The organism is Devosia yakushimensis, from assembly GCF_030159855.1.
GTDB classification, from domain to species: Bacteria; Pseudomonadota; Alphaproteobacteria; order Rhizobiales; family Devosiaceae; genus Devosia; species Devosia yakushimensis.
In genome coordinates this window covers 1,904,955-1,931,196 of the sequence record NZ_BSNG01000001.1, presented here as the reverse complement: position 1 = coordinate 1,931,196, position 26,242 = coordinate 1,904,955, and the positions used below count along the sequence as shown (strand labels likewise).

The window sequence follows — 26,242 nt, the reverse complement described above, 5'->3', positions numbered from 1 at the left end:
GATCCATTCTTGCTGCGATGAAGAGTGGATTCCCGCCTTCGCGGGAATGACGCAGTGGGTAATGGCGGGGTCAGCGCAGGCGCTGGCCCCCGCTGTCGAAGAGGTAGACCCGGTCGCGGGGGATCGCGATCGAGAGCGAGCCATGGGTCTCGTGGCGCGATTCCTCGCGCTCGACGATCAGCGGCTCGCCGGTTCGGGTATTGGCGTAGACATAGCTGGTCGAGCCCAGATGCTCGGCCACGTCGATATCGACGGTAATGTCGGCAATGCCGCTTCCCGCCGGTTCGAAATGCTCGGGACGAATGCCCAAAGTGACCTTGTCGCCAATAGCGGGCAGGGGGCCGGTCAGCGGCAGGGTGACGCTGGCCTTGCCCTGATGGGGCAATTCAAGCGTAACCGAGCCGTTGCCGGATGCGGTGACCGTACCGGCCAGCAGATTCATCTTGGGCGAGCCGATGAACCCGGCGACGAACTGGTTGGCCGGATCGTCATAGAGGTCGAGCGGGCGCCCGACCTGTTCGATGACGCCATCGCGCAGCACCACGATCACGTCGGCCAGCGTCATGGCCTCAACCTGATCATGCGTCACATAGATGATCGTGGTCTGCAATTCCTTGTGCAGCCGCGCGATTTCGATGCGCATATGCACGCGCAATTCGGCATCGAGATTGCTCAGCGGCTCGTCGAACAGGAAGACTTCCGGCTGGCGCACAATGGCCCGGCCGATGGCAACGCGCTGGCGCTGGCCGCCCGAAAGCTGCTTGGGATAGCGATCCAGCAGCGGCTCAAGCGCGAGGATGCGGGCGGCCGCATCCACCTGTTTGGCGATCTGATCCTTGGGCACGCGGGCAAAGCGCAGCGCAAAGCCCATATTTTCGCGCACGGTCATATGCGGATAAAGCGCATAGGACTGGAACACCATGGCGATGCCGCGCCGGGACGGATCGACATCGTTCATGCGCTGGCCGCCGATTTCGAGGTCGCCAGCCGTGATCGCCTCGAGGCCCGCGATCATCCGCAGCAATGTCGATTTTCCGCAGCCGGAAGGGCCGACAAAGACCACGAACTGCTTGCTCTCGATATCGAGGTCGACGCCCTTGATGACTTCGTGGGACCCGAACGACTTACGCACGCCCCTAAGTTGCAGGTTGCTCATTGTTGCACCTATTTGACCGCGCCCAGCATGCCTTCGACGAAGCGGCGCTGGAGCAGGAAGAAAATGATGAGGGTGGGCAGGGTGGCTGCGATTGCGCCGACCATGATGACGCCGAAATCGGGCGTGTAGCCGGCAGCCAGCGTCGCCACCGCGAGGGTGAGCGTTTTCATCTCGTTGGTCTGCAGCACGATCAGCGGCCAGAGGTAGCTGTTCCAGTTGTTCATGAACACGATGATCGTTGCCGCCGCATAGGTTGAGCGCATCACCGGCATGTAGACATAGAGAAAGATCTGCCACTCCTTGAGGCCATCGATCTTTGCCGCATCGCGCAGCTCGCTCGGAAAGGCCTTACTGGCCTGCCGGAAGTAGAAAATGATGAAGATCGAGGCGATGCCGGGCAGGATGACGGCCTGGTAGGTGTTGATGATCTTGAAGTTCGCCATCAGCATGAAGAGCGGGATCATCAGCGCGGCAAAGGGGATGGAGAGCATCAGCAGCAGCCCGCCAAAGATCTTCTCCCGGAACCGCGAGCGGAACATTTCAAAGCCATAGCCCGCCATGGAGGCGATCAGCAGCGTCAGCGCCGTGCCCAGCCCCGCGATCAGGAACGAGTTGAACAACACTCGCACCATGTCGAAGGAATTGACGAATTTGGCGATGTTGTCGAACAGCGCCCCGCCGGGCGAGGACTTGCCGCGAATGATGTCGGCGGAGGTATTGCTGGCCCCCACGATCATCCAGAAGAAGGGGAAGATCGAAATGAAGGCCGCTACCGATAGCAGCAGATAGGTCGCGAAGCGGCCGATCAAGGCAAGGGGTGTCATGCGCGGCGATCCCTTGCTGCTACGAACTGGATGAAGCTCAGAATGCCGACCAGCACCACGATGACATAGCTGACCGTGGCCGCGTAGCCGAAGCTGGGCATGAACTTGAAGCTCAGATTGTAGATGTAGAGCGACAGGGTCAGCGTGGCATCGGATGGGCCGCCCATGGTCAGCAGGTTGACCTCATCGAAGAGCTGGAGCGTGCCAATCGTGGAAATGACGGAGGTGAACAGGATCACCGGTTTCAACATGGGTACGGTGATGTACCAGAACCGGGCCCAGGCGGGCACGCCGTCGATCTTGGCCGCTTCATAGATCGAGCGGTCGATATTCTGCATCGCCGCCAGATAGAAAATCATGTTGTAGCCGGTCCAGCGCCAGGTAATGGCCAGGATCACCACGACACGGGCGTAGAAGGGATCGGACAGCCAATTGATCGGATCGGCGATCAGGTGCAGCGCCAAAAGGGTCTGGTTGGCGATGCCGTCGATCGCGAAGATCGACTTGAAAATCACCGAATAGGCGACCAGCGAGGTAACGCAGGGCAGGAAGATCGCCGTGCGGAAGAAGCCTCGTCCCCATAATTTGCTGTCGTTGAGCGCATTGGCGAACAGCAGCGCCAGCACCAGCATGACAGGCACCTGCACCGCCAGGAACAGCAGCGTATTGGTTAGCGCCCGGATGAAGACGGTATCCTGCGTCAGCCGGATGATATTGGCCAAGCCGCCGAAACTGAAATTCATCCCCCGGCCGACCTGGAAACTCATCCAGAGGGACCAAAGGATTGGATAGACCATAAAGATACCGAGCAGGACCAGCGCGGGCATGACGAATGCCCAACCGTTGATCTGCTCGTTGCGTACCAAACTTGAACGCGCCACTAGCCGCCTCTGCTTACCGTTTTCACCAAGTCGGGGCCAACGACCCTGCGCCCATGGGGCGCAGGGCCGCGGGAGGCCGGGGATCGGACTGCGCCGCCCCCGGTTTCTCGGGACTTACTGGGTCTGCTGACGGACCTGGGCATCAATGGCGGCGATGATCTCGTCGACATTGCCGCCGCTGGTGATGGCCGGAATCTGTGCCACCGTGGCGCTATCGGCCTCCTCGGTGAAGATGCCGTAATTGACCGCCGGAATTTCGGCCAGCCAGGTGGAGAAGTTCTGCCAGACCGGTTCGCCACCGAAGAAGTCGTCGCTGGCCTTGAACGCTTCGCCTTCGCGCGCCGGCAGATAGGTGCCCAGGGCGCCCTGGTTGACCAGGATCTTCTGGTAGAAATCGACGTCCTTGGCCCAGACACTGGTCAGGAAGTCGATGGCCTTTTCCTTTTCGGGGGCCGACGAGAGGACATACCAGCTCGAGCCACCCAGGTTGGAGGCATTGCCGGCGCCTTCAACGCCATCGAGACGCGGCGAGGGGGCAACGCCCCATTTGCCGGACTGGTCGGCATTGGCCTTGATGGTCGCGGTCATCCACACGCCCGAGAAGGTCGAGACGGACTTACCGGAGGTGAACGAGCCGGTATATTCCGTCCAGCCGGAAACCGGGGTGGTGATGCCAGCGGCCAGCAGGCGCTGGTAGGTCTCGATCGCGGCCTTGAACACCGGATTGTCCTTGATGGTCACATTGCCATCGGCATCGAAATACCAGCTGCCGGCCGATTGCAGCATGATGCGCATCCAGTCCGAACCGGTGGGGTCGATCGGCAGCAGAGGCAGCCCGGTCTTTTCCTTGACGGCCTTGCCGATCTCGATCAGCTGATCCCAGGTGATGTCGTTGAGCTGGTCCGGGGTGATGCCGGCTTCAGCCAGCAAGTCCGAGCGATAGAAATAGCCGGTGACGCCGGAATCGAAGGGGATCGAATAGGTCTGGCCGTTCAGGGTCGCCAGTTCGACCTTGTAGGGCGCGAAGGTCGAATAATCGACATGGCTGGTGAGCGGCTCGAAGGCGCTGGTAAAGGACTGCAGGTATTTCTGCGCGCGATAGTCCTCGATCAGCACGATATCTGGCAGGCCGTCGGTGGCACCCGATGCAAGCTGGGCCTGCAGCTTCTGCTCCATAGCGGCCTTGTCGAAGATCACCACATTGATGGTGTCGTCCGGGTTATTGGCCTTGTAGCGCGAAAATGCCTCCTCCATCGTCGCGCCATTGAAGTTGGGGTCCCAGCACCACACGGTGATTTCGGCGGCCTGGGCGGCTGCGACGCTAAACATGCTGATGCCGGTCAGAGCGACGGCAAGCGTATTGCGCCACCGCGAGGTAATGCGATTCATAGAAGTCCTCCCTTTTCATTTGCTCTTATGCAGAGCGCTTCCTAAGCTAGTTGGAAAAAAGGGAACGTCCCTCTCATCGGGAATGTGGAGTCGGCGGAAAGTAAGATGGAGCAAAGGGTCTATTATGTGCCTGGCCCCGGCGGAGTCGAAGGTCTGCCGACCGCGCTCAGCATGTTCTACAACACGCCATTGGTGATGCTCGCGCCCCATTGGCACGCCCAGGTCGAAGTCAATTATATCGTGCGCGGCTGGGCGCATTACCGCATGAGCGGCCATCAGGTGCGGTTCGAGGCCGGTGACCTGGTCCTGTTCTGGGGCGGGTTGCCCCACATGCTCGATGATTGCTCGGATGATCTCATCTATGCGGGCGGTCATTTGCCACTGGTGCATTTTTTCCGGCTGCGCCTGTCGCAATCGGTGCAGACCGCGCTGATGCGCGGTGCGGCGCTGGTCAGCAAGGCGAGCGACGCCTCGGACGCCCTCAATTTCGAGCGCTGGAGCCGCTATGTCCGGTCGGGCGATCCGATGAAGGCGGGCATGGCCATCGACGAATTGCTGCTGCGGATCGAGCGCATCCGTTTCGACCCCTATGTCCTGCTGCCGCAGAATGAGGATGCGCTGCCGGTTTCGGGCGGCATAGATCACCACACCTCCCCGATCGTGGTGCGCATCTGCGATTTCATCGCCGACAATTTCCGCGAGGACATCGATTCGACCGACATTGCCGCCGCCGCCGATGTGCATCCGAAATATGCGATGAACGTCTTCAAGAAATCGACCGGCATGACGCTCAACGACTATGTGAGCCTGATGCGCCTGAGCTATGCCCAGGCCCTGCTGATGCAGGATGAGGTCAATGTTCTGCAGGTGGCCATGGATAGCGGTTTCGGTTCGCTCAGCGCATTCAACAAATGCTTCCGCAAGACGACCGGCATGTCGCCCACCGATTTCCGCCGCGACACCAGAACGCGGCCGGAGCCGGCGGGCCTCAAGCAATTGCATATGCAAGCCCGCTACAACTAGGCCTGCATCATGTGGAAGCGGCGTCTGTCGGCACTGGTCTTCGGCGCCGTCATCGTCGCCTTGCTGGTGGCGCTGCGCATCAGCGATCCCTATCCGGTGCAGGTGGCGCGCGAGACCGCATTCGATACATTCCAGCAATTGCGGCCTCGTCCGGCGCCGGCCGACCTGCCGGTCCGCATCATCGATATCGATGAGGATTCCCTGGCCCGGATCGGCCAATGGCCATGGTCGCGCCGGACCATGGCTGATATTGCCACCCGCCTCACCGAGCTGGGCGCCGCCGCCATTGCCTTCGATGTGCTGTTTCCCGAGCCTGACCGGCTGTCGCCATCGTCGATCGTGCCCGGCGGCGCGGATTATGATGCCGAATTCGCCGCAGCCCTGGCGGCGGGGCCGAGCATTCTGAGCCTGACGCGCAGCGAGAAGAGCCGGGCCGCGCTGCCATCACCCAAATCGGGATTTGCCGTGACCGGCACCGACCCGCTGGCCAGTCTTCCGCCATTGGCCGGGGCGGCCTCGCCGCTCCCCGTGCTGGAGCAGGCAGCCAAGGGACTGGGCGTTGCCAGCCTCGACAGGGGCGGGGCAGGAATTGCCCGCCGCCTGCCATTGCTGTGGTCCAATGGCACCGCGCCCTTGCCGACGCTGGCGGTAGATGCGCTGCGCGTGGCACAGGGCGTTTCCACCCTTGTCGTGCTGGGCGACAGTGCCGGCACCGTCGAAAGCCTGCGCATCGGCGATTTTGTCGTGCCCACAGGTCCCACTGGCGAAATGTGGCTCTATTACCGGCATCTCGATCCCGCCATCGACATTCCGGCGGCGGACCTGCTGGCCGATGATTACGCCACCCTCGCGCCGCTGATCGCCGGGCACATCGTCTTTGTGGGCGCCTCGGCCAGCGGCCTGCTCGATATCCGCGCCAATGCGCTGGGCGAGGCCGTGGCGGGCGTCTCCATCCATGCGCAGGCGCTGGAGCAGATTTTGACCGGCACGTTTCTCAATCGCGCCGATTGGGTCGCGGGCCTCGAAATCCTCGCCTTGGCGATCAGCGGGCTGGCCATCGTCATTGTGCTGCTGCTGAGCGGGCCGATGGTCGGACTGCTGTTTTCGGTGATGGTCGCGGCCCTGATGCTGGCCGGAAGCTGGTTCGCCTTCAGCCAATATGGGCTGCTGATCGATCCCAGCTTTGCCTTGTTCGGTACGGTGCTGACTTATGCCGCCATGGCCTTCTTCCAGTTCGCGGTGACCGATGCCGACAAGCGCCGCATCCGCCGGGCCTTCGCCCATTATGTCGAGCCGACCCTGCTGGATCGGCTCGACAGGGATGCGAGCCTCTTGAAGCTCGGCGGCGACCTGCGGGAATTGACCGTGATGTTCTCCGACGTGCGCAATTTCTCCGCGCTCAGCGAACGCACCGCGCCGGCCGAAGTGGTCGCCATCCTCAACCGGGTCTTTGCCGCCCTGGGCTCCGCGATTATCGGGCAGCATGGCACGATCGACAAATTCATGGGCGATGCGGTCATGGCATTCTGGAACGCTCCCGCCGCGCTCGATCGCCACCCGCTCCATGCCTGCCGCGCCGCCCTTGCCATGCGGGCGGCATTGCAGCGGCTCAACGAGGCGCAGGCAGAATCGATCGCCATTGGCATCGGGATCGCCACGGGCCCCGCTCTCGTCGGCAATATGGGGTTTGAGACGCGATTCGATTATTCCTGCGTCGGTGACACGGTCAATGTGGCCAGCCGCCTGGAAGGAGCCTGCAAGAGCGTGGGCTACGATATCCTGGTGACGGCGGAGACCCGTGCCGCGGCGCCCGAACTGGCTTTTCTGCCCGCGGGCGCAGTGGCCCTGCGCGGCATGAGCCAGCGCGAGCAGGTCTATCTGCTGCTGGGCGACGAGACGTTCGCGGCCAATCCCTCATTCGCGACACTGGCCTCGGCTCATGCCGAGCTCGTCCATGCACTGGGCCTGCAGGGTACGGCGGAGCGGGAAATGGCGCGGTGCACGGCGCTTGGCAGCACAATCGACCCGCGGCTCGTCGCCTTCTACGCGGCATGCCTCAGCCGCCGCGACGACTTCACGCTGGCAATTCCCGCCGCCGGATAAGGAAAGACCCCGGTCCTGTGCATGGGCCGGGGTCCCGACATGACGTCATTGGAGGTCACAGGGGCAAACCTGCGCAAAGATAACGCCCGCCACGCCACTCGGTTGCATGGGTAATTATCTGGCATTCATATAAAATATCGCGGTACGCCAGACGCCTGGCGCGCTATGATGGCTGTGACCAAATCGGGTTTATGCCATTTTCTCCAAAATCACCTCTTGCATCAAAACCACCCTTTCCGTATGTCTCCGCGCAGTCGGGGCGTAGCGCAGCCTGGTAGCGCATTTGTCTGGGGGACAAAGGGTCGTCGGTTCAAATCCGGCCGCTCCGACCATCTTCCCTCCTCATTGCTGTCCGTTCTGGTGCCTTTCGGGGCGCATTCCAATCTGGAGACAGACTGATGCCGCTTAGCCCGCGCGACATTGAGCCCGCATTGTCGCTGTGGCCCGAACTGGCCGGGGGCAGGGCCAGACTGATCAATCATTCCGAAAACCAGACTTTCTTGGTCGAAACCGAGCGGCGCGGCCGTTTCACCTTGCGCATCCACCGGCCGGGTTATCAGTCGCGCCCGGCGATCGAGAGCGAACTGGCCTGGATGGCGGCACTGCGCCGCGATACCGATGTGCCCATTCCCGAGCCGCTGCCCGGGGCCGATGGCCGGCTGCTGCAATCCTTCGAGACCGATGAGGAGGAGGCGCGCCATGCCGTGCTCTTCCGCTTTGTCCAAGGCTCCGAGCCAAGTCCCGACAGCAATATGGGCGAGCTTTTCCTGACGCTTGGCCGCTATGCGGCGCAATTGCATCTGCATGCCATGCAATGGCAGCGGCCCGCCGGCTTTGAACGCCAGGTGTGGCAGGCGGCAACGATTCTCGATGCCGATGGCCTCTGGGGCGATTGGCGCGTCGCGCCCGGTGTCGACAAGGCGATCCGCAGCATTCTCGACCGGGCCGATGCCGCGCTCTGGCGGCGACTGGGCGAATATGGCCTGGCCGAGGACCGGTTCGGGCTGATTCACGCCGATATGCGGCTGGGTAATCTGCTGGTCGATGGCCCCGGCATCACGCTGATCGATTTCGACGATTCAGGCTTCTGCTGGTTCGTCTACGACTTTGCGGCGGCGATCTCGTTCCACGAGACCAATGCGGTCGTTCCAGGATTGCGCACGGCATGGATCGAGGGCTACCGCTCGGTGCGGCCGCTGGGCGAGGAGCATGTCCAGGCCATCGATTCCATGGTGATGCTGCGCCGCATGGCGCTTCTGGCCTGGATCGGCTCGCATGCCGAAACGCGCCTGGCGCAGACCCATACAAGCGGCTTTGCCGCTGGAACGGCGCAATTGGCCGAGCGCTATCTGCGCGGCCCGATGTTTCCCTAGATCACCATCTGCTCGCGTGGCGCCTTGGTGCGTGGGCTGTTGCGGATGGCGGTCGATATTCCCCAGATCATGCCGGCAATCAGGAAATAATGCCGCCAATGGTCGGAATCGATGATGGCTGACTCGCCGGCCAGCATGGTGAAGGTACTGATCAGCGGAATCATGATCAGCCTGTAGGGGGAAGGCCGCGCCAGCGCGGAAAAACCGCGCCACAGCGTCAGGATCACCAGCATGTAGTAGAAAAAGCCGCCGCCCCAGCCATAGACGTGGAGGACCGCGGCATAGACATTGTGCGGGTCCTCGGCGATCTTGAGATTGCGGAATTCCTTGGGGCCGATGCCCCAGGGGTGTTCCAGCGCCAGATCGAAAGCATAGCCCTGCCGGCCGAACCGGCCCGTTTCACCCTGGTCGTAGGCCTGCCCGGCAGCGCGTTGCTCGAACAGCGAGGAAACGGCCGGGATGCTGAGCAATCCGCCAAGCGCCACGCCGAGCATGACCAACCCGACCAGCGACATGATCATGATACGGACCTTGTCGCGCGCGGCCCCCTCCAGCCAGAAAACCAGCACCAGGACCATCAGCGAGGACAGGGCGAAATGCCCCCAGGCCGCGCGCGAGAAGCTGGCGAACACGCCGACAAACAGCACCGTGTAGATCGCGCCGGCAATCAGCGCCGCCCGCCCCTTGAGCAGCAGCACGCGCTGTAGCGCGAACATGGCCGGCAGGACGAGGAATGGCCCGAAAACATTGGGGTCCTTGAAGGTGCCCTTGGCGCGGCCATAGAGCACGAAGAGATCGGCGCCCGGAATGACGCCGAGATAGGCCAGCGCGCCGACAAGGGCGACGAGAACCGCTGCGGCCGTATAGGCCGTCATCACGAGGCGGGTGCGCCTTGTCGTGTCTTCAGCCAGATAATTGGCGATGAAATAGCTGGTGAGCAGCAGGAAGATGGTGACGATTGTAAAGATCAGCGCTTCATCGAGCGGCGTGAAGCGCACCTGGAAAACGGCGATCAGCGCAAAGGGCGTAAAGCCGACCAGAATAGCGAAGAGCCCGAAGGTGGACCGGTAAAGGCCCATGCCGGCAAAAATCGCTACCGGCAGCACGGCCAGGAAGGTCAGCTCATAGGGCGAAGGCTCGAACAGCACGAAGCCGCCGGAAAAGATCCAGAAGCCGACAAGAATGTCGAGCAGTCGCCCCGCCTTGGACCGCAAGACGGCCAGGGCGAAGCCCCTGGATTGCGCCCTGAGATCGGCGTTATCGGCCCCGATGCTGCTCAATATGCGTTCTCGTTCTTGGACACGAGCGACACCGGGGTCAGCAAGACGATGTAGAGATCGAACAGCAGCGACCAGTGCTCGATATAATAGAGGTCGTGGTTCACCCGCTGCATGATCTTGTCGACCGTGTCGGTTTCCCCGCGCCAGCCATTGACCTGCGCCCATCCCGTCATGCCCGGCTTGACTCGGTGGCGGGCGAAATAGCCCTCGACGGCCTCGTAATAGAGCTTGTTATCGGCCTTGGCCTGCAGGGCATGCGGGCGCGGCCCGACAATGGAAAGCTCGCCCTTGAGCACGTTGAACAGCTGCGGCAGCTCGTCGATCGAGGTCTTGCGGATGATCTTGCCGACTTTGGTGACGCGCGGATCGTCCTTGGTCACCAGCTTGCTGGCCGACACGTCGAGCATGTCGGTGCGCATGGAGCGGAATTTATAGACCTTGATCAGCTCGTTATTGAAGCCATGCCGGTTCTGCATGAAGAAGACCGGCCCCTTGCTCTCAAGCTTGATGGCAATGGCGGTGATGAGCATGACCGGCGACAGCAGGATCAAGGCGAGCAGCGCGACAGCCTTGTCGAACAGCCACTTGAACACCAGGTTCCAGTCCGAAATCGGCCGGTCGGCCATGTCGAAAACGGCGATGTCCCCGACATAGGAATAGGCCCGGTCGGTGAATTTGAGCTTGCTCATATGCGCCGACAGGCGAATGTCGACCGGCAGCACCCAGAGCTGGGTCAGCATTTCCAGCACGCGCTTTTCCGCCGAAAGCGGCATGGAGACGATAACCAGGTCGATGGGCGTGCGACGGGCGAATTCGATCAGGTCGGCAACCTTGCCCAGCTTGGGCGAACCGGCCACCTGGTCGGGCGAACGCGCATCCACCCGGTCATCGAACAGGCCCAGCAGGCGAATATCATTATTGGCGCTGGCATGGATCTGATCGATCAACACTTCGGCATCCTTGCCGCCGCCCACGATGACGGTGCGGCGGCGCAGCCGCCCGGCGGCCGTCCAGCGCATCACCAGGGCGCGCAGCAAAAGGCGATAGGCGATCAGCAGCACCGCGCCACCGGCAAACCAGCTGATGAGCCAGAGGCGCGAAAACAGATCGGCCGCCTTGAAGAAGAAAATGCCCACCGCAACGACGGTGACAACCAGCGTCCAGCCCACCAGCACGCGGCTGATCTGGCTGAAAATGGTGCGATAGGCTGCGATACGGTGCGTGCGCCCTGCATTGAACAGCACATTTGCCAAAAGGGACGACGCCAGAATCACCGGCACGTAAAAGCCTGCCTGGCCGATCTCCACCACGGTTTCAAAGATGAAATAGCCGAGCACCGCAAGCAGCACGGCCTCAACCACCTGGGCGATGCCGACGACTACGGCGCCCGAAAGTGTCCGCTCCACCGGCGCGGCGATGATCGCCTCCGCCTGGGGCGAAAGCTGACGCTCCCCCGCCGCACCTTGCTTGGACACATGGTCCAGCACGGCCTGTTTTGCATCGACACGATACATTCTGACGCCACCGATATTCTAAATCCGGTCGTCATCTTCCGTTCAAGGAATGAAAACTCGGTGAAACCGGCCGGCTAAGTCTTTAGCAACAGCGATTGATAGAGCTCTTCTATTTGCCCGGCCATGCTGGCGAGGGAGAACGAGCTTTCAATTCTGGTGAGGCGGACCGCCATTTCGGCCTGCGCGCTTTGCGGGTCGTCCAATATTCGCTGCATGGCCTGTTGCAGCGCCGGGGCGTCGCCTGGCAGAATGAGGCTCCCGGCGGTTCCACTGAAGATTTCGGGGATGCCGCCGACATTGGTCGCGATGACCGGCAGCTGCGCCGCTGCCGCTTCCAGCACGATATAGGGCAGGGATTCGGCCAGCGAGGGCACGACGATGCAGCGGCCGCGCGCAAACATGGCCCGCGCCGGCTGCGCGCCGGGCAGGGTGATCCGGTCGGTCAGGCCCAGCTTGCCGATTTGCTCGACCAGCGTTGCCCGATGAGGGCCATCGCCCGCCAGGGTTAGCGTCGCGCGCTGCCCATCGGGCCGGGTGACGCCGGCCAGGGCCTCGACAAGCACATAAATGCCCTTGAGATCACGCAATTCGCCGACAAAGACGAAATCGCTGGCATCCGCATCGGGTGGCACGGGCACGAATTCATCGGGCGTGAGCCCATTGTGGATGATCCGCGTGGGGCAGGTGGGTTCACCGATCAGCGCTGAATAGGTCTTTTGTGCATAGGCGCTTTCGAAGACGATGGCGCCGGTCTGGCCCATCAGCATACGCTCAAGCCGGTGGAAGATACGGCCCGATCGGGAGGCACGCGAAAAATGCAGCACCCCGCCATGCGGCGTATAGACGGCGGCGGCCCTGCCGCCACCGATCTTGGCGAGCCGGGCATAGAAACCGCCCTTGGCGCCGTGCCCATGCAGCACATCGACATTGAGCGACCTGGCGAGTTTGCGCACGCCCAGCGGCGTCACGAGGTCCCCGCGCCCCAGCACACGCGGCATGGCGAAACGGTGTATGCCCAGGCTTGCATAAGGCAGCAAGGCTGCCAGCTTGCCTTCGGTCTGGGCGTCATTGGCAAGGCTGTCGACCACGAGGCCAACATCATGCCCCATATCGGAGAGTGCGCGTGTGAGATCGGCAACATGCCGGAACAGGCCACCCACGGGAGCGCGCATCACTTGCAGGATGCGCAGCTTGGGTTCGGCCATCTATCGCTCCGTCAGAACCATCTTTCCTGGATGACGATGGTATCGCCCGGGAAGATCGGGAAGTCGAGCCCGACAACGCCCTTGGCCATCTCATTCCCTTGCCTACGGTAAACGACGGCCTCGTCGCGGTTCGCCGTGTCAGAGAAACCGCCGGCCGTGCTGATCGCCGCCCGCACCGTCATGCCGTAGACATAGGGGAACTGCCCGGCATTGGTGATTTCGCCCTGAATGAAGAAGGGGCGATATTCCGCCACCTCGACCGCGACGTCGGGATTGCGCATATAGCCATTGGCCAGCGCGGCGGCGAGCCGTGCGGCTGCGCCTGTCGTCGTCGTGCCGCGGACCTGCACCGGGCCGACCAGCGGGAAGGCGATGGCTCCGCTATCGCCCACGCGATAGGTCGAGCTCAGTTCGGTATCGCCGTAAACCGTGACGCGAACCGCGTCGCCCGTGTCGAGCTGATAGGGTCCCTTGGTCTCCACCAGATAGGTGGCCGGGCTCGTGGTGGCGCAACCCGCCAGAGGCGATGCAAGAGCGACGATGAGAATTGGCAACCAGCGCATCAGAATCTCGCGCATTTCAAGATAGCGCCAATGTCATCCGGCTATGGTTAAGAATTCCCTTAAAGCGGCATCGTACTATTGCGATCTGCAAGAAGTTTAACGGATTGCTTACTACGTTGCGGCGATAAAACCTGGCAACAAGCGAGGGAATGCGATGGCCTATGAGTCGCCGGCTGTGCGCGATGCGCGAATAGATGTGGGAGCGGTGTTCGGCGCCGTCTTCAAACGTCTGCCGCGGATCATTGTCGTTACGCTGCTGTTGTTGGCGGCCGCTTTCGCATTCCTGATGTTCCAGCCGCGCCTTTATGAATCCACGGCTTCGATCCTCGTCGAACAGCGCGACAATGTTTATACCCGCGCCTCCAACGAGGCTCCGTCCTCCAATCCGACCGATGCCAGCGTGGTCTCCAGTCAGATCGAGCTGTTGAAGTCGCGCGATACGCTGCTGGCAGTCGTCGATCAGCTCGATCTGCGCTCGGTGCCGGAATTCAATGGTTCTGCCGGCGGCGGTTTCTCGCCCATGGCGCTTGTCTCGCAGATGCTGGGGCGCAAATCGGCGCCCGTCAGCGTCGATGAAACGGTGCTCAACACGCTTTATGACCGCATGACAGTGGTGCAGGAGCGCGACTCGCGCATCATTTCGGTGCAGGTCCGCTCGACCAATCCGCAACTGGCCGCCGATATCGCCAATGCCGTCGCCAATGCCCATGTCACGCGCCGCGCCCAGCTCTCGCTTTCCGACACGGCCGAGGCCTCGACCTGGCTGCGCGACGAAATCGACAAGCTGCGGGTCCGGGTGACTGATGCCGAGCGCGCCGTCGCCGACTTCAAGGTGAACAACGATCTGTTCACCGGCGGCAATAATACGAGCCTGGTCGATCAGCAGCTCTCCACCATTGCCACCCAGATCAGCGCCGCCCAGGAACGCAAGAACACGGCCCTGTCGCGTGCCGCCGTCATTCGCGGCCTGCTTGATCGCGGCCAGCCCATCGACAGCCTCAACGATGTGCGCCAGACCCCCGTCATCCAGCAGCTCAGCGAGGAAAAGGCTCGGTTGCAGGGCGAAAAGGCCCAGCGCTCGGCGACCCTGCTGGCCAATCACCCTACGATTCAGGCGTTGAACGCCCAGATCGCCGAGCTGAACAACCAGATCTCGCTGGAAGGTCGCCGTGTGGCCGACGCCCTTGAGGCCGAGGCCCAGGTCGAAGCCGATGTCGAAGCCTCGCTCCAGGCCGATCTCACCCGCGTCAAATCTTCCGCTTCTACCGCCACCCAGGATACGGTGACGCTCGATAGCCTGCAGCGCGAGGCCAAGGCTCAGCGCGACCTGCTCGAAGGCTATCTGCAGCGCTACAATGAAGCGGTTTCGCGCACCGACTCCAATTCGGCCCTGCCGGACGTGCGTGTGATCAGCGTGGCGGCGCCCTCCGTAACGCCGGCCTCGCCGCGCACCCAGATGGTGCTCTTGGCCGTCGGCATAGTCTCGGTGGCGCTGCAGACCGGCCTCGTCATCTTTTCTGAACTGATCTCGGGCCGAGCCATTGTTCCCGGCGCCCGCCCGCAGGATGAGCTTGAGGAAGTCCCCTTCTCGGAAGACGAACTCGAGCCCGACCAGCGCTGGGAAGAACCGGCCGCGGCCGAAGCCGTTGCCGAGCCCGCGCCTGAATCAAAGCCTGATCCGGAGCGGGTCGAACCCGTTATGGCAGCAAAGGAAGAGCCTCCGGTTCTGGCGCCAAAGCAGACGCCGGTTGAGCCTGTCCAGCCGCTCATGGCCGAGCCTCTCGCCGTTGCCGAGGCGAAAGCGGAAATCGCCGCCGAGCCCATGGCCGAACCTGCCACCGAGCCGGCAAAGGCCTCTGCCTTGCCGCACGCCATCAGCTACAGCCAGCTTGCATCCGATCTTGTGCTGGGGCGCACCCATCTGGTCATCCTGGCCGGACACAATGCCAATGACGAATGCGAGGATCTTGCCGAGGAATTGGTGGGCGACGCGCTGGCCAAGGGGCTGAGCGTTGCCCTGGTCGACGCCGGCAGTGGCCGCCTGTCCGAAGAACCGGGTCTGACCGATCTCAGCGTAGAGGCCGTGAGCTTCGGCGATGTCGTGCACAAGTCCGCCGATAACAGCTTCGCCGAAATCCCATGGGGGCAGGGGGCTGCCATCGACCGGCGCTCCACCAAGCCGATCACCCTGATCGAGGCCCTGGGCGATATCTACGAGGTGGTCGTGATCATGACCGGCCCGGTGGGCATTGCCTCGACGCTCTCCATGTTCGGCGGGCTGGATGGCCGCATTCTGCTGGTTGCTGGCAAGGAAGATGGCTTCGAAGCCATCGAACAAACCCGCAATCAATTGACCTCGGCCGGATTTGGCCCGGTCGAGATCGCCGCCGCCCCCGAGCGCGTTGCCGCCTGACCGGAGACGACAATGTCCCTGAAATATACCGCCATCAGGGCCATGTTCGAGGCGCTGTGGCTGTCGCGTTTGCCTGGCCTCTTGCGGACGCTCTCGGCATCGCGCGGCGTCATCTTCACCCTGCACCGGGTTTTGCCCGGCGAACCAGCGGCCTTTTCGCCCAATGCGATTCTGCAGGTACGCCCGGATTTCCTCGACTATGTCATCGAGCGGATTCGCGAACTCGATATCGATATCGTGAGCCTCGACGAGGCCATTGAGCGCCTCAAGGCCACCGAAAAGGGCCGATCTTTCGTCGTCCTCACCTTTGACGATGGCTATAAGGACAATCTGCAATACGGCCTGCCGATTCTCCGCCGCCACGAGGCGCCATTCACCCTCTATGTGCCGACCGCCCTGGTCGATGGCACCGGCGAAATCTGGTGGCAGGCCATCGAGGATATCATTACCCGCCAGGAGGCAATCGCCCTCAGCGATGGCGGGGAAACCGACTATATCGACACCCGCACCACGGCCGAAAAGCAGCAGGCCTATGACACGCTGTATTGGCGCATGCGCAAAATGCCCGAGGCCGAGCGCGTCGAGCTGATGCGCAGCTTTGCCCGCAATTACGGCTACGACCTGGCCCAGCAATGCCGCGACCTGATCATGGACTGGCAGGAACTGCACCAATTGGCCGATGATCCGCTCTGCACCATCGGCGCCCATACCGTCCATCACTACGAACTGGCCAAGCTCGATGCCGATCAGGCTCGCTCCGAAATGCAGCAATCGGCCGAAGTGCTGCTCGCCCAATTCGGCAAGCGCCCGGCCCATATTTCCTATCCCATCGGCGGCCCGGCCTCGGCCGGCCAGCGCGAATTCGACCTGGCGCGCGAACTCGGCTTCGTCAGCGGCGTAACGACACGCCCCGGCGGCCTCTACGCCCACCACGCGCAAACCTTGCATGCCCTGCCGCGCATATCGCTAAACGGTTACTTCCAAAACCGCCGCTATGTCGATGTATTCGCAACCGGAGTGGTGTTTTCGACCATGGGTCGGATCACGGGTTAGCGGATTTGAGAGTGGCGGTCGCAGGACCTGATCTCTCCTCCCCACAATCGCTTTCCTCGGGCTTGACCCGAGGACCTTTCGCCGCTTGTGCCGCGTTGTGACTGACCCTCGGGTCAAGCCCGAGGGAGGCGATTGTGGGTGGGGTAATGCTTGCGCCGGTTCCTAACCCCGCGCATCCGGCCGCGCCATCCACCTGATGATCGCCATGGAGGGCAACAGCCACCCCATTCCCGCGATGATGAAATAGATGATCAGCACCCAGCCGGGCAGTCCGGGCGGTAGCAGCAGATAGATCGCGGTGCCCAGCGCCGCCCAGAGCACGATGGAAACCAGCGTCAGGACGGCGCCGATCAACTTGCGGTGGCTCTGGGTCATGTGCGGCATCGATGCTCTTGCGGGATAGGTGTGGGGGGCATACCACTCCCTTGCCCCAACCGATACCGGGAAACCGCCGTGACTTCGACCCTTGCGCCCGCCCTCAGCCAGACCAGCTATCCCGCCGACCGTCTGCGTCCGGTGCGCATCTGGCTCTATGTCATGGCCGCTTTCGTGCTGCTGATGGTCATCGTCGGCGGCATTACCCGCCTCACCGAATCCGGGCTTTCCATCACCAGCTGGAAGCCGATCTCAGGCATTATTCCCCCGCTCAACGACGCTCAGTGGCAGGCCGAATTCGACGCCTACAAACAGATCCCGCAATACCAGGTCAACAATACCTGGATGAGCGTGGAAGACTTCAAGATGATCTTCTTCTGGGAATGGTTCCATCGCCTGTTGGGCCGGTTCCTCGGCGTGCTGTTCATCGTGCCCTTCCTGGTCTTCCTGGCGCAGAAGCGCTTCACCCCGCAGCTGGCCTGGCCGCTGTTCGGCCTCTTCCTGCTCGGCGGTTTCCAGGGCGTGCTGGGCTGGTGGATGGTGTCTTCGGGCCTGACCGAACTCACATCGGTCTCGCAATATCGCCTTGCCGCGCATCTGACCGCGGCGGCAATCCTCTTCATCGCCCTGGTCTATGTGCCGCGGAGCCTCCATCCCGCCCGTATCGAGGGCGGGGCGCGGCCGGTGCATTTCTGGACCGCCGGACTGTTCGTAGCCCTCGTCATCTTGCAGATCGCGGCAGGCGCCTTCGTCGCCGGCATCGATGCAGGCATGGGCTACAATACCTGGCCGCTGATGGATGGGGCGCTGATTCCGCAGGGCCTGGGCCGCATGGAGCCGCTCTGGCGCAATTTCTTCGAAAACGGCCTCACCGTGCAGTTCATCCACCGCTGTATTGCCTATGCCATCGTCATCTATCTCGGCCTGCTGATCTGGCGTCAGGCCCGCAATGGCGGCTTTTCGGGCGCCAATGTCTGGCTGCCGCGGCTGGCTGTCATGGTGCTGATCCAGGTGGGCCTGGGCATTGCGACCCTGCTGAGCATGGTGCAGATCGATCTGGCCGTCGCCCACCAGGGCATGGCCTTCCTCCTGGCCGGGGCAGGCATGCTCTATCTGGCCGACCTGATCCGGGCAAAGCGCGCGGTATCATAATACCGCAAAGATAAGTGATTGAAATCGCTTGTCTTTATTAAGGCCCTTGACGGCCTTCTGTTTCCCCCATACACGGGCGGCCGAACATGCCGCTTTCCTCCTTGGATGAACGCCGGCAAGCCCGAACTCTAAGGAATTCAACGATGAGCACTTACTCGGCAAAACCGAGCGAGATCGAAAAGAAGTGGGTCCTGATCGACGCCGAAGGGCTGGTCGTGGGCCGTGTCGCTTCGATCATCGCTTCGCGCCTGCGCGGCAAGCACAAGCCGACCTTCACCCCCCACATGGACATGGGCGACAATATCATTGTCATCAATGCCGACAAGGTGAAGCTGACCGGCCGCAAGCTCGACCAGCACCGCTTCTACTGGCACACCGGCTATCCCGGTGGCATCAAGGACCGTACCGCTCGTGAACTGCTGGAAGGCCGTTTCCCCGAGCGCGTTCTGGAAAACGCCGTTCGCCGCATGATGCCTGGCGGTCCGCTGACCCGCGCCCAGCTCAAGAACCTGCGCGTCTATTCCGGCGCCGAGCATCCCCATGAAGCGCAGAACCCGGCCAAGCTGGATGTTGCTGCGATGAACTCCAAGAATGTGCGGGTGAAGTAATATGGCCGACACCATCAACTCCCTCGAAGACCTCGGCACCACTTCGGTCGCTCCGGTCGTCAACACCGCCCCCATCCATGAGCAGAAGCTGGATTCGCTCGGCCGCGCCTATGCCACCGGCAAGCGCAAGAACGCCGTTGCTCGCGTCTGGATCAAGCCGGGCAAGGGTACCGTGACCGTCAATGGCCGCGAATTCGCGACCTATTTCGCTCGCCCCGTTCTGCAGCTGATCGTCAAGCAGCCGATCGTCGCCACCGAACGCAATGACCAGTACGACGTCGTCGTCACCGTTGCCGGTGGTGGTCTCAGCGGTCAGGCCGGTGCCGTTCGTCACGGCATTTCCAAGGCTCTGAACTATTTCGAGCCGGCCCTGCGCCCCATCCTCAAGAAGGGTGGCTTCCTGACCCGCGACAGCCGCGTCGTCGAACGCAAGAAGTACGGCAAGGCCAAGGCCCGTCGTTCGTTCCAGTTCTCCAAGCGCTAAGCCTGGATTTATCGATTTTGCGAAAGGGCCGGGAAACCGGCCCTTTTGTTTTGGGGAGGATGCCATGTTCAGCCACGTCACAGTCGGCGCCAGCGATCTCGAGCGGGCAGGGCGCTTTTATGATGCCGTGCTGCTGCCGCTGGGCCTCAAGCGCCGTCTGGTCGAGCCCGATGGTGGCCCCCCAGCGCTGTGCTGGGTCGGCGAAACCAGCTTTCCGCGTTTTTACGTCTATAGCCCTTTCAATGGCGAAGCGGCCAGCGCCGGCAATGGCGCCATGACGGCCTTCAACGCCCCCTCCAGCGCGGCAATCGAGATCGCTCATGCGGCAGGCCTTGCCGCCGGCGGCTCCAACGAAGGCGCGCCAGGACCTCGCCCGCATTATTCGCCCGGCTATTACGGCGCCTATCTGCGCGACCCCGATGGCAATAAATTGCATCTGGTTTTCCGCAGCGACCTCCCCATCTAAGGCGCTATGACCAGCCTCGTTACCCGCTTCCACCTGCTGCTGCTCACCGTCACCGTCGCCATTACCGGCGTTGGTTTCTTCCGCATTCCCGCCGATTTCGCCTATGCGGCCCATTGGTCGGGGAGCTTGGCCGACTGGGTCTGGCCGCGCGATGTCGCCCTGCCGGTCGCGCCGCTGTTCGAAGTGCTGATCATCGCTGCCTTCTTCCTGCTTGGGCGGCAACTGACCAGGAACCACCTGGCCAAGGTCCAGCATATTCTCGACCCGGCACTGACCCTGCTGCTCGCTGTGGTGACGGCGATCCAGCTCGGGCTGCTGGTCATCGGTATTGGTTCGGATATCGACCTCGTGCGCCTGACCGGGGCAGGGCTGGGCATCGTCCTGCTGATCCTGGGCATCGTGTTCTTCGAGGCCGAGCGGAACACCTATGCCGGCCTGCGCATGCCCTGGCCGATTGTCTCGGACCGCGCCTGGAAACTGGTGCATCGGGTAACTGGCATTGCCAGCGGCCTGGCCGGGGTGACCCTGCTGGCGCTGGCCTGGTTCGATCCGGGGCTGGGCGTGCTGGTACTGGCCTATCTGGCCGTTCTCGTGGCGCTGCCGCTCATTGCGGGCGCTACGACGCTACTGTCCCGCCGCCTCTGATTACGCATCAGGATTGCCGCTTTAGCCCTTTGCCCAAGAAGAATTTTCTTTCCCTTGGCAGCAAACGGAAAACGATGCGCAGAAAAAAGCCTGTCACCGGCCTATCTTGTGATTAATTTCGAGGCGCTTCGCTCAATTGGTGTGCGATTCCTCGGTGCTTCACAGGTTTGACATGTCCCCAACCACTGTTTCTGCCGCGCGCCCGGCGCGCGCACCCAAGCCGTTCTATCGTTCGTTCGGCTTCCAGGTGCTCGCCGCCATGGTCATCGGCCTTATCCTGGGCTTCATCGCCCGCAATATGGGCCCCGATGCGGCCGGCAATGCCAATTGGCTGACCCAGACGCTGTCGACCGTCGGCTCGTCCTTCGTCTCGCTGCTGCGCGCTTTGGTACCGGTGCTGGTCTTCACCGCCATCGTGGCGTCCATCGCCAATCTGCGCGAACTCAACAATGCCGCCAAGCTGGTCTGGCAGACCCTGCTCTGGTTCGCCATCACCGCGCTGATCGCCGTGGCCATCGGCATTGCGCTCGGCCTGATCATCCAGCCCGGCCTCAACACCGCCGTTGCAGCCGAAGCCGCCAAGGCGCCGTCGTCCACCGGTTCGTGGCTCGATTTCCTCAAGGGTCTCATCCCTTCGAACATTCTGGGCCTCACCGCCTCGACCCGCGTGACCGATGGTTCGGCCTCCACCAGCCTCAGCTTCAACGTGCTGCAGATCCTGGTCGTGTCGATTGCCGTCGGCGTCGCCGCGCTGCGTGTCGGCCCCGCCGCCGATCCGTTCCTGGCTTTCAACCGATCCTTCCTCAAGGTCGTGCACAAGATCCTGTGGTGGGTCATCCGCCTCACCCCCATCGGCACGATCGGCCTGCTCGGCAATGCCGTGGCCGTCTATGGCTGGGACGCGCTGGCCCAGCTCGGCTGGTACTCGGCCGCCATCTATATCGGCCTCGCCCTGGTGCTGTTCGTAGTTTACCCGGTGCTGTTGCAGGCCCATGGCCTCAACCCCATCCGCTATTTCCAGAGCGCCTGGCCGGCCATTCAGCTCGCCTTCGTGTCGCGTTCCTCCATCGGCACCCTGCCGGTTACCGAACGCATCACCGAGCAGAACCTGGGCGTACCGCGTGAATATGCCGCCTTCGCCGTGCCGCTCGGCGCCACCACCAAGATGGACGGTTGCGCGGCGATCTATCCGGCGATCTCGGCTATCTTCGTGGCCCAGTTCTTCGGCGTGCCGCTGGGCATCGAGCATTATCTGCTGATCGTCTTCGTCTCGGTGATCGGCTCGGCCGCCACCGCCGGCCTCACCGGCGCCACCGTCATGCTGACGCTGACCCTCTCCACCCTGGGCCTGCCGCTCGAAGGCGTGGGCCTCCTGCTCGCAGTCGACCCGATCCTCGACATGGGCCGCACCGCGGTCAACGTCGCGGGGCAGGCTCTGGTGCCCACCATCGTCGCCAAGCGCGAGGGCCTGCTCGACCAGGCGGTCTATGATCGCGGCGAAAGCATCGAAGCGCTCGATGAAGCGGCCGTACCGGCCCAATAGGGCAGGGAATATCGTGAGGAATACGAGGGGGAGGCGAAAGCCTCCCCTTTTTGTTATCTGCTATTTCGTCTTGACGCTAATTAGTTGATATACTAATTAGTCTGTAGACGAAATAAGGACACCCTGTGGGGATCAACACCGTATTCGAAGCGCTTTCGCACCCGGTGCGCCGCAAGGTGCTCGCCTTGCTCAAGGCAGGGCCGATGAGCGCTGGTGATCTGGCGCTTCACTTCGAGATCAGCCGGCCGACGCTTTCGGTTCACCTGGCCAAGCTGAAGGAGGCCGAGCTGGTGGTCGTCGAGCGGCGGGGCACCAGCCTGATCTACCACCTCAATGCCAGTATTCTGGAGGCGGCCCTGGCCGGTCTCCTCTCGCTCAAGGATGACGACCAATGACAGGCCTCCGCGTCTTCACGCCCCTCAATCATTTGCTCCTGTCGCTGATCGCCGTGACCACCATCGCGGGATTTGTCAGCATCCCGGCCGATGCGATGCTGCCGGTGCATTTCGATATCCATGGCCAGCCCGATCGTTTCGCCGGGCGCGACAATGCGCTGCTCCTGATGCCGGCCTTCGGTGTGTCGCTGCTCGCGCTCTTTTGGGTCATCGGAAAATTTGCCAGCTCGGAACGGCTGGCCGGTGGCCGGCACGTCGTCGAGGCAATCCTGCCGGTCATGCTCGCCATGTTCCTGGCATTTCAGACCGTGTTGGTATTCCAGTTCGATTTTGCCGTGGCGCGCGTGGCCGCCTGGAGCGTCGCGGCACTGCTGGTCGTGCTCGGCAATGTCCTGCCAAAGTCCCAGCCCAATCGATATGGCGGCATCCGGCTCCGGAGCACGCTGGCCGATCCGGCCAATTGGGCGGCAACGCACCGCTTCACCGGCCTTGCCATGATGGCCGCCGGTGGCCTGCTGGTGATCCTGACGCTGCTGACCGGCGAAGGCCTCATCCTCATCCTGGGGGCGATCACGGCGATTGTCTTGCCCGTCGTGCTAGGCGTGGCCTACAGCCTCCGGCTGGCGCAGCGCAACGCCTAGCCAACCAGCTTCAGCGCCGGCTTCCTGGCCTTCTTCACCTTGGGCGTGTGCGGCAGGACATAATTGTCCATCACCCGCTCGATGATCTTGATGGCCTTGTCCGTACCGTTCTCGGCATGCAGCTTTTCGGCGATATCAGCAGCGTTGCGGCGATAGTCTTCGTTGGTCGAGAGATCAGCCAGTGCACCAGCGAGGATTTCCGAGGTCAGCTTGCGCAGGCGGACCGGCTTGGGACCGCAGCCCAGCTCATAGACTCGGCGGCCCCAATAGGGCTGGTCCACCGTCTGCGGCACGACGAAGGTCGGCCGGCCCAGATGCAGGCCTGCCGATGTCGTGCCGGCGCCCCCATGATGGACGACCGCCGAGACATATTTGAACAGCTTGTCGTGCGGCGCCTTTTCGATGGCGAAAATGCTGTCCGGCAGATCCTGCGGATTGATGCCGCCCCAGCCGCGCGCCACGACGGCGCGGCCGCCCCACATGCCCACGGCTTCCTTCAAAATCTTGGTATTGCGCTCAGCGCCAAAGGGCATCGAGCCAAAGCCGATATAGACCGGCGCTTCGCCTTCCGAGAGGAATTTCTGGAACGCTTCGGACGGCTGCCAGTCGGTGCGGTCTTTGAGCTGCCAATAGCCGGTGACGATAGCGCTTTTCGGCCAATCGCGCGGGCGCGGCGAAATCACCGGCGAATAGGGGTAGAGCGTGGTGAGCGGTGTTCCGTCCGTATTGCGGAAGAAGCCACCCTTCTTGCGCGAATCCAGCCCCATCAGCTCCCGGCGCAGCTTGTTGCGCGGCAGATTGTAGTAAATCTGCTGCACGGTCATGGCCGTATAGGTCAGCTTGTTGAAGGCCGGGCCGAAATCGGCGCCGTAATAGATGCAGAGCGGGAATTCGCTGGTCGAATTCAGCGGTTGCAGGGCCACCATGACCGCCGGAATATGCAGCGCCTCGGCAATATCGATGCCAAAGCTGGTATTCATGTTGAGGATCAGCATGTCGGCGCCCTGGCACATGTTCCAGGCATGGCGCGCCGCCGTGTCCACGATCTGCTGGCCTTGCCGCAGCAAGGACGGCCCATTGATGAGCATGGACTGGCTCATCGCATTCTCGAATCGCTGTTGCAGCAGGAAAGCCTGGATGGAGGGGCCCAGCGTATGGAACTCCACGCCATAGCCTTCCACCATGTCCTGGAATTCTTCCGAGGCACCCAACACGACCGAATAGCCGCGCTCCTTGAGCGCTATGGCCAAGGCTAGATAGGGTTGAACGTCGCCTTGTGTACCGATCGTGACAAGGGCAATCCGCTTCAAGATATTACCTCACATACGCCGTTCTGGTCTCGAAGGTTGGCGTCCTCCGGACCATTTACAATACCCTGACGAGGATTTATGAACGGCCTTATCGATAGCTGGTTTCATTACAAAAAACGCTTCTGAAGGGCAAGAGATATGCCGTCCCTGTACACATTTGCATTGGTTGGAGCTTCGCTCGCCGGCAATTTCGTGTCGGCGGCCGCCCTCGCTGCGGCGGGCGCGAACGCCCGCTAGCTCTTCCCGCGTGGCCCGATGGGGCCGGGAAGAGCCGAATATTGCGAAAAGCGCCGCACCCGGCGCTGTTTAACCCGTTCACAACCATAATTCCGCGATAATCACGGCCTTCAAGAGAGGCGTGGCGCCCGGTGCGCGTCGCGAGCCACAGGCCCCAGCCGGGCCGCCGAGGACAATATGAGCGAAGATTTCCATCGCATCCGCCGCCTGCCGCCCTATGTGTTTGCCCATATCGACCCGATCAAGGCCAAGGCGCGCGCCGAAGGCGTCGACATCATCGATCTGGGCATGGGCAATCCCGATATGCCCACCCCCCAGCATATCGTTGAAAAGCTGCAGGAAACCGTCAAGGATCCGCGCACCCACCGCTATTCCACCTCGCGCGGCATTCCCGGCCTGCGCAAGGCCCAGGCCAGCTATTATGGCCGCCGCTTCGGCGTGAAGCTCAATCCCGATACGCAGATCGTGGCGACGCTGGGCTCCAAGGAAGGCTTTGCCAATATGGCCTCGGCCATCACCGCCCCGGGCGATGTGGTGCTGGTGCCCAACCCGACCTATCCCATCCACTCCTTCGGCTTCATCATGTCCGGCGGCGTCGTGCGCTCCATGCCGGCCGATCCGAACGAGGATTTCCTCCGCTCGCTGGATCGCGCCGTGCGGCACTCGATCCCCAAGCCGATCGCGCTGGTGCTCAACTATCCGGCCAACCCGACCGCCTATACGGCTGATCTCGATTTTTACACCGAGGTCGTCAAATATTGTAAGGCCAACGACATCTTCATCCTGTCCGATCTCGCCTATTCCGAGATCTATTTCGACGAAGATGCGCCCCCGCCATCGGTCTTGCAGGTGCCCGGCGCCATCGACATTTCGGTCGAATTCACCTCCATGTCCAAGACCTATTCCATGCCCGGCTGGCGCGTGGGCTTTGCCGTGGGCAATGAACGGCTGATCGCGGCTTTGGCGCGCGTGAAGTCCTATCTCGATTACGGCGCCTTCACCCCCATCCAGGTGGCCGCGACCGCCGCGCTCAACGGCTCGGACGACGTGATCGAAGAGGTTCGCAAGATCTACAAATACCGCCGCGACGTGCTGGTCGAAAGCTTCGGCCGCTCCGGCTGGGACATTCCGGTGCCCAAGGCCACCATGTTCGCCTGGGCGCCCATCCCGGCGCAATTCGCCCATCTGGGCTCGCTCGAATTCGCCAAGCTGCTGATCAAGGAAACCGGCGTGGGCGTCGCCCCCGGCGTGGGTTTCGGCGAATATGGCGACCAATATATCCGCCTGGCCTTCGTCGAAAACGAACAGCGCATCCGCCAGGCCGCCCGCAACATCAAGAAGCTGCTCGGCTCCAAGGCCAGCGGCGGCAATGTCGTGCCGCTGGTAGGGTAGGGGTCTCCCCTCTCTCAACGTACGATGTCATCCCGGCGCAGGCCGGGATCCATGCTGAAGGCCATCAGCACTGTCCAGCGCGGGGATAGGGCATAGCTTGGATTCCGGCCGGAGCCTGTCCTCGGGCGCGGAGCGTCCCGGGGGCCGGAATGACACCGTGATTTGCGGGAACATCTCGCCTCCATCCCCCCCCCGCCGCCTCCCTCGGGCTTGACCC

24 protein-coding genes and 1 tRNA gene are annotated in these 26,242 nt (G+C 62.4%); 15 read left to right on the top strand and 10 right to left on the bottom strand.

Annotated features, from left to right (window positions below; all coding sequences use genetic code 11):
* Window positions 1–70: 70 nt before the first annotated feature.
* The 4 genes from QQL79_RS09495 to QQL79_RS09480 form a co-directional block, all read right to left on the bottom strand.
* A complete protein-coding gene (locus QQL79_RS09495) occupies window positions 71–1,156 on the bottom strand; it encodes an ABC transporter ATP-binding protein (RefSeq protein WP_284390158.1) in 1,086 nt (361 codons plus the stop codon).
* 8 nt (window positions 1,157–1,164) lie between these two features.
* Window positions 1,165–1,980, bottom strand: coding sequence for a carbohydrate ABC transporter permease (locus QQL79_RS09490; protein WP_284390156.1), 816 nt, complete (start codon window positions 1,978–1,980; stop codon window positions 1,165–1,167).
* A complete protein-coding gene (locus tag QQL79_RS09485) occupies window positions 1,977–2,807 on the bottom strand; it encodes a carbohydrate ABC transporter permease (protein WP_284392857.1) in 831 nt (276 codons plus the stop codon). Before QQL79_RS09485 ends, QQL79_RS09490 begins: the two co-directional genes overlap by 4 nt.
* Window positions 2,808–2,975: 168 nt before the next feature.
* Window positions 2,976–4,250 (bottom strand): ABC transporter substrate-binding protein, encoded by a 1,275-nt coding sequence (locus QQL79_RS09480; protein ID WP_284390153.1) that lies wholly within the window; start codon window positions 4,248–4,250, stop codon window positions 2,976–2,978.
* A gap of 105 nt (window positions 4,251–4,355) precedes the next feature.
* Here QQL79_RS09480 and QQL79_RS09475 point away from each other — a divergent pair, with 105 nt between their 5' ends.
* The 4 genes from QQL79_RS09475 (at window position 4,356) to QQL79_RS09460 (ending at window position 8,749) form a co-directional block, all read left to right on the top strand.
* The gene (locus QQL79_RS09475; RefSeq protein WP_284390151.1) at window positions 4,356–5,273 is read left to right on the top strand and encodes a helix-turn-helix domain-containing protein; all 918 of its coding nucleotides are present in this window, start codon (window positions 4,356–4,358) and stop codon (window positions 5,271–5,273) included.
* A gap of 9 nt (window positions 5,274–5,282) precedes the next feature.
* Window positions 5,283–7,376, top strand: coding sequence for a CHASE2 domain-containing protein (locus tag QQL79_RS09470; RefSeq protein WP_284390149.1), 2,094 nt, complete (start codon window positions 5,283–5,285; stop codon window positions 7,374–7,376).
* A gap of 255 nt (window positions 7,377–7,631) precedes the next feature.
* Window positions 7,632–7,708: transfer RNA gene (locus tag QQL79_RS09465), tRNA-Pro, on the top strand.
* A gap of 66 nt (window positions 7,709–7,774) precedes the next feature.
* Entirely contained in the window at window positions 7,775–8,749 is a 975-nt protein-coding gene (locus QQL79_RS09460; protein ID WP_284390147.1) for a phosphotransferase enzyme family protein, read from the top strand.
* Here the strand turns inward: QQL79_RS09460 and QQL79_RS09455 are convergent.
* From QQL79_RS09455 to QQL79_RS09440, 4 genes are all read right to left on the bottom strand, one after another.
* Window positions 8,746–10,029 carry an O-antigen ligase family protein gene (locus tag QQL79_RS09455; protein ID WP_284390145.1) on the bottom strand — a complete coding sequence of 428 codons (1,284 nt, stop codon included), beginning with the start codon at window positions 10,027–10,029 and terminating at the stop codon, window positions 8,746–8,748. The two genes, QQL79_RS09460 and QQL79_RS09455, sit on opposite strands and share 4 nt — an antisense overlap.
* Window positions 10,026–11,543 carry an undecaprenyl-phosphate glucose phosphotransferase gene (locus tag QQL79_RS09450; protein ID WP_284390143.1) on the bottom strand — a complete coding sequence of 506 codons (1,518 nt, stop codon included), beginning with the start codon at window positions 11,541–11,543 and terminating at the stop codon, window positions 10,026–10,028. The genes QQL79_RS09455 and QQL79_RS09450 overlap by 4 nt, the downstream gene beginning before the upstream one ends.
* Before the next feature lie 74 nt (window positions 11,544–11,617).
* Window positions 11,618–12,748 carry a glycosyltransferase family 4 protein gene (locus tag QQL79_RS09445; protein ID WP_284390141.1) on the bottom strand — a complete coding sequence of 377 codons (1,131 nt, stop codon included), beginning with the start codon at window positions 12,746–12,748 and terminating at the stop codon, window positions 11,618–11,620.
* An 11-nt stretch (window positions 12,749–12,759) separates the two neighbouring features.
* Window positions 12,760–13,311, bottom strand: a complete 552-nt coding sequence (locus tag QQL79_RS09440) for a polysaccharide biosynthesis/export family protein (protein WP_284390139.1) — start codon at window positions 13,309–13,311, stop codon at window positions 12,760–12,762.
* Between the two features lie 154 nt (window positions 13,312–13,465).
* On the opposite strand from QQL79_RS09440, the gene QQL79_RS09435 reads away from it, so the two are divergent.
* Window positions 13,466–15,724 (top strand): GumC family protein, encoded by a 2,259-nt coding sequence (locus QQL79_RS09435; RefSeq protein WP_284390137.1) that lies wholly within the window; start codon window positions 13,466–13,468, stop codon window positions 15,722–15,724.
* A 12-nt stretch (window positions 15,725–15,736) separates the two neighbouring features.
* A complete protein-coding gene (locus tag QQL79_RS09430; RefSeq protein WP_284390135.1) occupies window positions 15,737–16,777 on the top strand; it encodes a polysaccharide deacetylase family protein in 1,041 nt (346 codons plus the stop codon).
* 162 nt (window positions 16,778–16,939) lie between these two features.
* Here QQL79_RS09430 and QQL79_RS09425 read toward each other — a convergent pair whose 3' ends face one another.
* Window positions 16,940–17,161 (bottom strand): DUF2842 domain-containing protein, encoded by a 222-nt coding sequence (locus tag QQL79_RS09425; RefSeq protein WP_284390134.1) that lies wholly within the window; start codon window positions 17,159–17,161, stop codon window positions 16,940–16,942.
* A 69-nt stretch (window positions 17,162–17,230) separates the two neighbouring features.
* Here QQL79_RS09425 and QQL79_RS09420 point away from each other — a divergent pair, with 69 nt between their 5' ends.
* The 8 genes from QQL79_RS09420 (at window position 17,231) to QQL79_RS09385 (ending at window position 23,086) form a co-directional block, all read left to right on the top strand.
* Entirely contained in the window at window positions 17,231–18,304 is a 1,074-nt protein-coding gene (locus tag QQL79_RS09420; protein WP_284390133.1) for a COX15/CtaA family protein, read from the top strand.
* Between the two features lie 143 nt (window positions 18,305–18,447).
* Window positions 18,448–18,912 carry a 50S ribosomal protein L13 gene (gene rplM / locus QQL79_RS09415; protein ID WP_284390131.1) on the top strand — a complete coding sequence of 155 codons (465 nt, stop codon included), beginning with the start codon at window positions 18,448–18,450 and terminating at the stop codon, window positions 18,910–18,912.
* 1 nt (window position 18,913) lies between these two features.
* The gene (rpsI, locus tag QQL79_RS09410; RefSeq protein ID WP_284390129.1) at window positions 18,914–19,396 is read left to right on the top strand and encodes a 30S ribosomal protein S9; all 483 of its coding nucleotides are present in this window, start codon (window positions 18,914–18,916) and stop codon (window positions 19,394–19,396) included.
* A 64-nt stretch (window positions 19,397–19,460) separates the two neighbouring features.
* Window positions 19,461–19,862 carry a VOC family protein gene (locus QQL79_RS09405; RefSeq protein WP_284390128.1) on the top strand — a complete coding sequence of 134 codons (402 nt, stop codon included), beginning with the start codon at window positions 19,461–19,463 and terminating at the stop codon, window positions 19,860–19,862.
* Window positions 19,863–19,868: 6 nt separating this feature from the next.
* Window positions 19,869–20,507, top strand: coding sequence for an SdpI family protein (locus QQL79_RS09400; protein ID WP_284390126.1), 639 nt, complete (start codon window positions 19,869–19,871; stop codon window positions 20,505–20,507).
* Between the two features lie 172 nt (window positions 20,508–20,679).
* Window positions 20,680–22,050: a dicarboxylate/amino acid:cation symporter gene (locus tag QQL79_RS09395; protein WP_284390124.1), complete on the top strand. Its 1,371-nt coding sequence runs from the start codon at window positions 20,680–20,682 to the stop codon at window positions 22,048–22,050.
* Between the two features lie 125 nt (window positions 22,051–22,175).
* Window positions 22,176–22,445, top strand: a complete 270-nt coding sequence (locus tag QQL79_RS09390; RefSeq protein ID WP_284390123.1) for a metalloregulator ArsR/SmtB family transcription factor — start codon at window positions 22,176–22,178, stop codon at window positions 22,443–22,445.
* Entirely contained in the window at window positions 22,442–23,086 is a 645-nt protein-coding gene (locus QQL79_RS09385) for an SdpI family protein (protein WP_284390121.1), read from the top strand. Before QQL79_RS09390 ends, QQL79_RS09385 begins: the two co-directional genes overlap by 4 nt.
* Here the strand turns inward: QQL79_RS09385 and QQL79_RS09380 are convergent.
* On the bottom strand, window positions 23,083–24,396 hold the full coding sequence (locus QQL79_RS09380; RefSeq protein WP_284390119.1) for a glycosyltransferase: 1,314 nt from the start codon (window positions 24,394–24,396) through the stop codon (window positions 23,083–23,085). The two genes, QQL79_RS09385 and QQL79_RS09380, sit on opposite strands and share 4 nt — an antisense overlap.
* A gap of 414 nt (window positions 24,397–24,810) precedes the next feature.
* Between QQL79_RS09380 and QQL79_RS09375 the strand changes: the two genes are divergently transcribed.
* A complete protein-coding gene (locus QQL79_RS09375) occupies window positions 24,811–26,025 on the top strand; it encodes an LL-diaminopimelate aminotransferase (protein WP_284390118.1) in 1,215 nt (404 codons plus the stop codon).
* The last annotated feature ends 217 nt before the right edge of the window (window positions 26,026–26,242 follow it).

What these genes read in the sequence shown, in the direction of transcription:
- QQL79_RS09435 (WP_284390137.1), top strand. Translation starts at nt 13,466, where the DNA reads ATGGCCTATGAGTCGCCGGCTGTGCGCGATGCGCGAATAGATGTGGGA.
- QQL79_RS09430 (WP_284390135.1), top strand. Translation starts at nt 15,737, where the DNA reads ATGTCCCTGAAATATACCGCCATCAGGGCCATGTTCGAGGCGCTGTGG.
- QQL79_RS09425 (WP_284390134.1), bottom strand. Translation starts at nt 17,161, where the DNA reads ATGCCGCACATGACCCAGAGCCACCGCAAGTTGATCGGCGCCGTCCTG.
- QQL79_RS09395 (WP_284390124.1), top strand. Translation starts at nt 20,680, where the DNA reads ATGTCCCCAACCACTGTTTCTGCCGCGCGCCCGGCGCGCGCACCCAAG.
- QQL79_RS09445 (WP_284390141.1), bottom strand. Translation starts at nt 12,748, where the DNA reads ATGGCCGAACCCAAGCTGCGCATCCTGCAAGTGATGCGCGCTCCCGTG.
- QQL79_RS09400 (WP_284390126.1), top strand. Translation starts at nt 19,869, where the DNA reads ATGACCAGCCTCGTTACCCGCTTCCACCTGCTGCTGCTCACCGTCACC.
- QQL79_RS09485 (WP_284392857.1), bottom strand. Translation starts at nt 2,807, where the DNA reads ATGCCCGCGCTGGTCCTGCTCGGTATCTTTATGGTCTATCCAATCCTT.
- rplM (WP_284390131.1), top strand. Translation starts at nt 18,448, where the DNA reads ATGAGCACTTACTCGGCAAAACCGAGCGAGATCGAAAAGAAGTGGGTC.
- QQL79_RS09470 (WP_284390149.1), top strand. Translation starts at nt 5,283, where the DNA reads ATGTGGAAGCGGCGTCTGTCGGCACTGGTCTTCGGCGCCGTCATCGTC.
- QQL79_RS09405 (WP_284390128.1), top strand. Translation starts at nt 19,461, where the DNA reads ATGTTCAGCCACGTCACAGTCGGCGCCAGCGATCTCGAGCGGGCAGGG.
- QQL79_RS09385 (WP_284390121.1), top strand. Translation starts at nt 22,442, where the DNA reads ATGACAGGCCTCCGCGTCTTCACGCCCCTCAATCATTTGCTCCTGTCG.
- rpsI (WP_284390129.1), top strand. Translation starts at nt 18,914, where the DNA reads ATGGCCGACACCATCAACTCCCTCGAAGACCTCGGCACCACTTCGGTC.
- QQL79_RS09480 (WP_284390153.1), bottom strand. Translation starts at nt 4,250, where the DNA reads ATGAATCGCATTACCTCGCGGTGGCGCAATACGCTTGCCGTCGCTCTG.
- QQL79_RS09450 (WP_284390143.1), bottom strand. Translation starts at nt 11,543, where the DNA reads ATGTATCGTGTCGATGCAAAACAGGCCGTGCTGGACCATGTGTCCAAG.
- QQL79_RS09490 (WP_284390156.1), bottom strand. Translation starts at nt 1,980, where the DNA reads ATGACACCCCTTGCCTTGATCGGCCGCTTCGCGACCTATCTGCTGCTA.
- QQL79_RS09495 (WP_284390158.1), bottom strand. Translation starts at nt 1,156, where the DNA reads ATGAGCAACCTGCAACTTAGGGGCGTGCGTAAGTCGTTCGGGTCCCAC.
- QQL79_RS09460 (WP_284390147.1), top strand. Translation starts at nt 7,775, where the DNA reads ATGCCGCTTAGCCCGCGCGACATTGAGCCCGCATTGTCGCTGTGGCCC.
- QQL79_RS09375 (WP_284390118.1), top strand. Translation starts at nt 24,811, where the DNA reads ATGAGCGAAGATTTCCATCGCATCCGCCGCCTGCCGCCCTATGTGTTT.
- QQL79_RS09440 (WP_284390139.1), bottom strand. Translation starts at nt 13,311, where the DNA reads ATGCGCTGGTTGCCAATTCTCATCGTCGCTCTTGCATCGCCTCTGGCG.
- QQL79_RS09475 (WP_284390151.1), top strand. Translation starts at nt 4,356, where the DNA reads ATGGAGCAAAGGGTCTATTATGTGCCTGGCCCCGGCGGAGTCGAAGGT.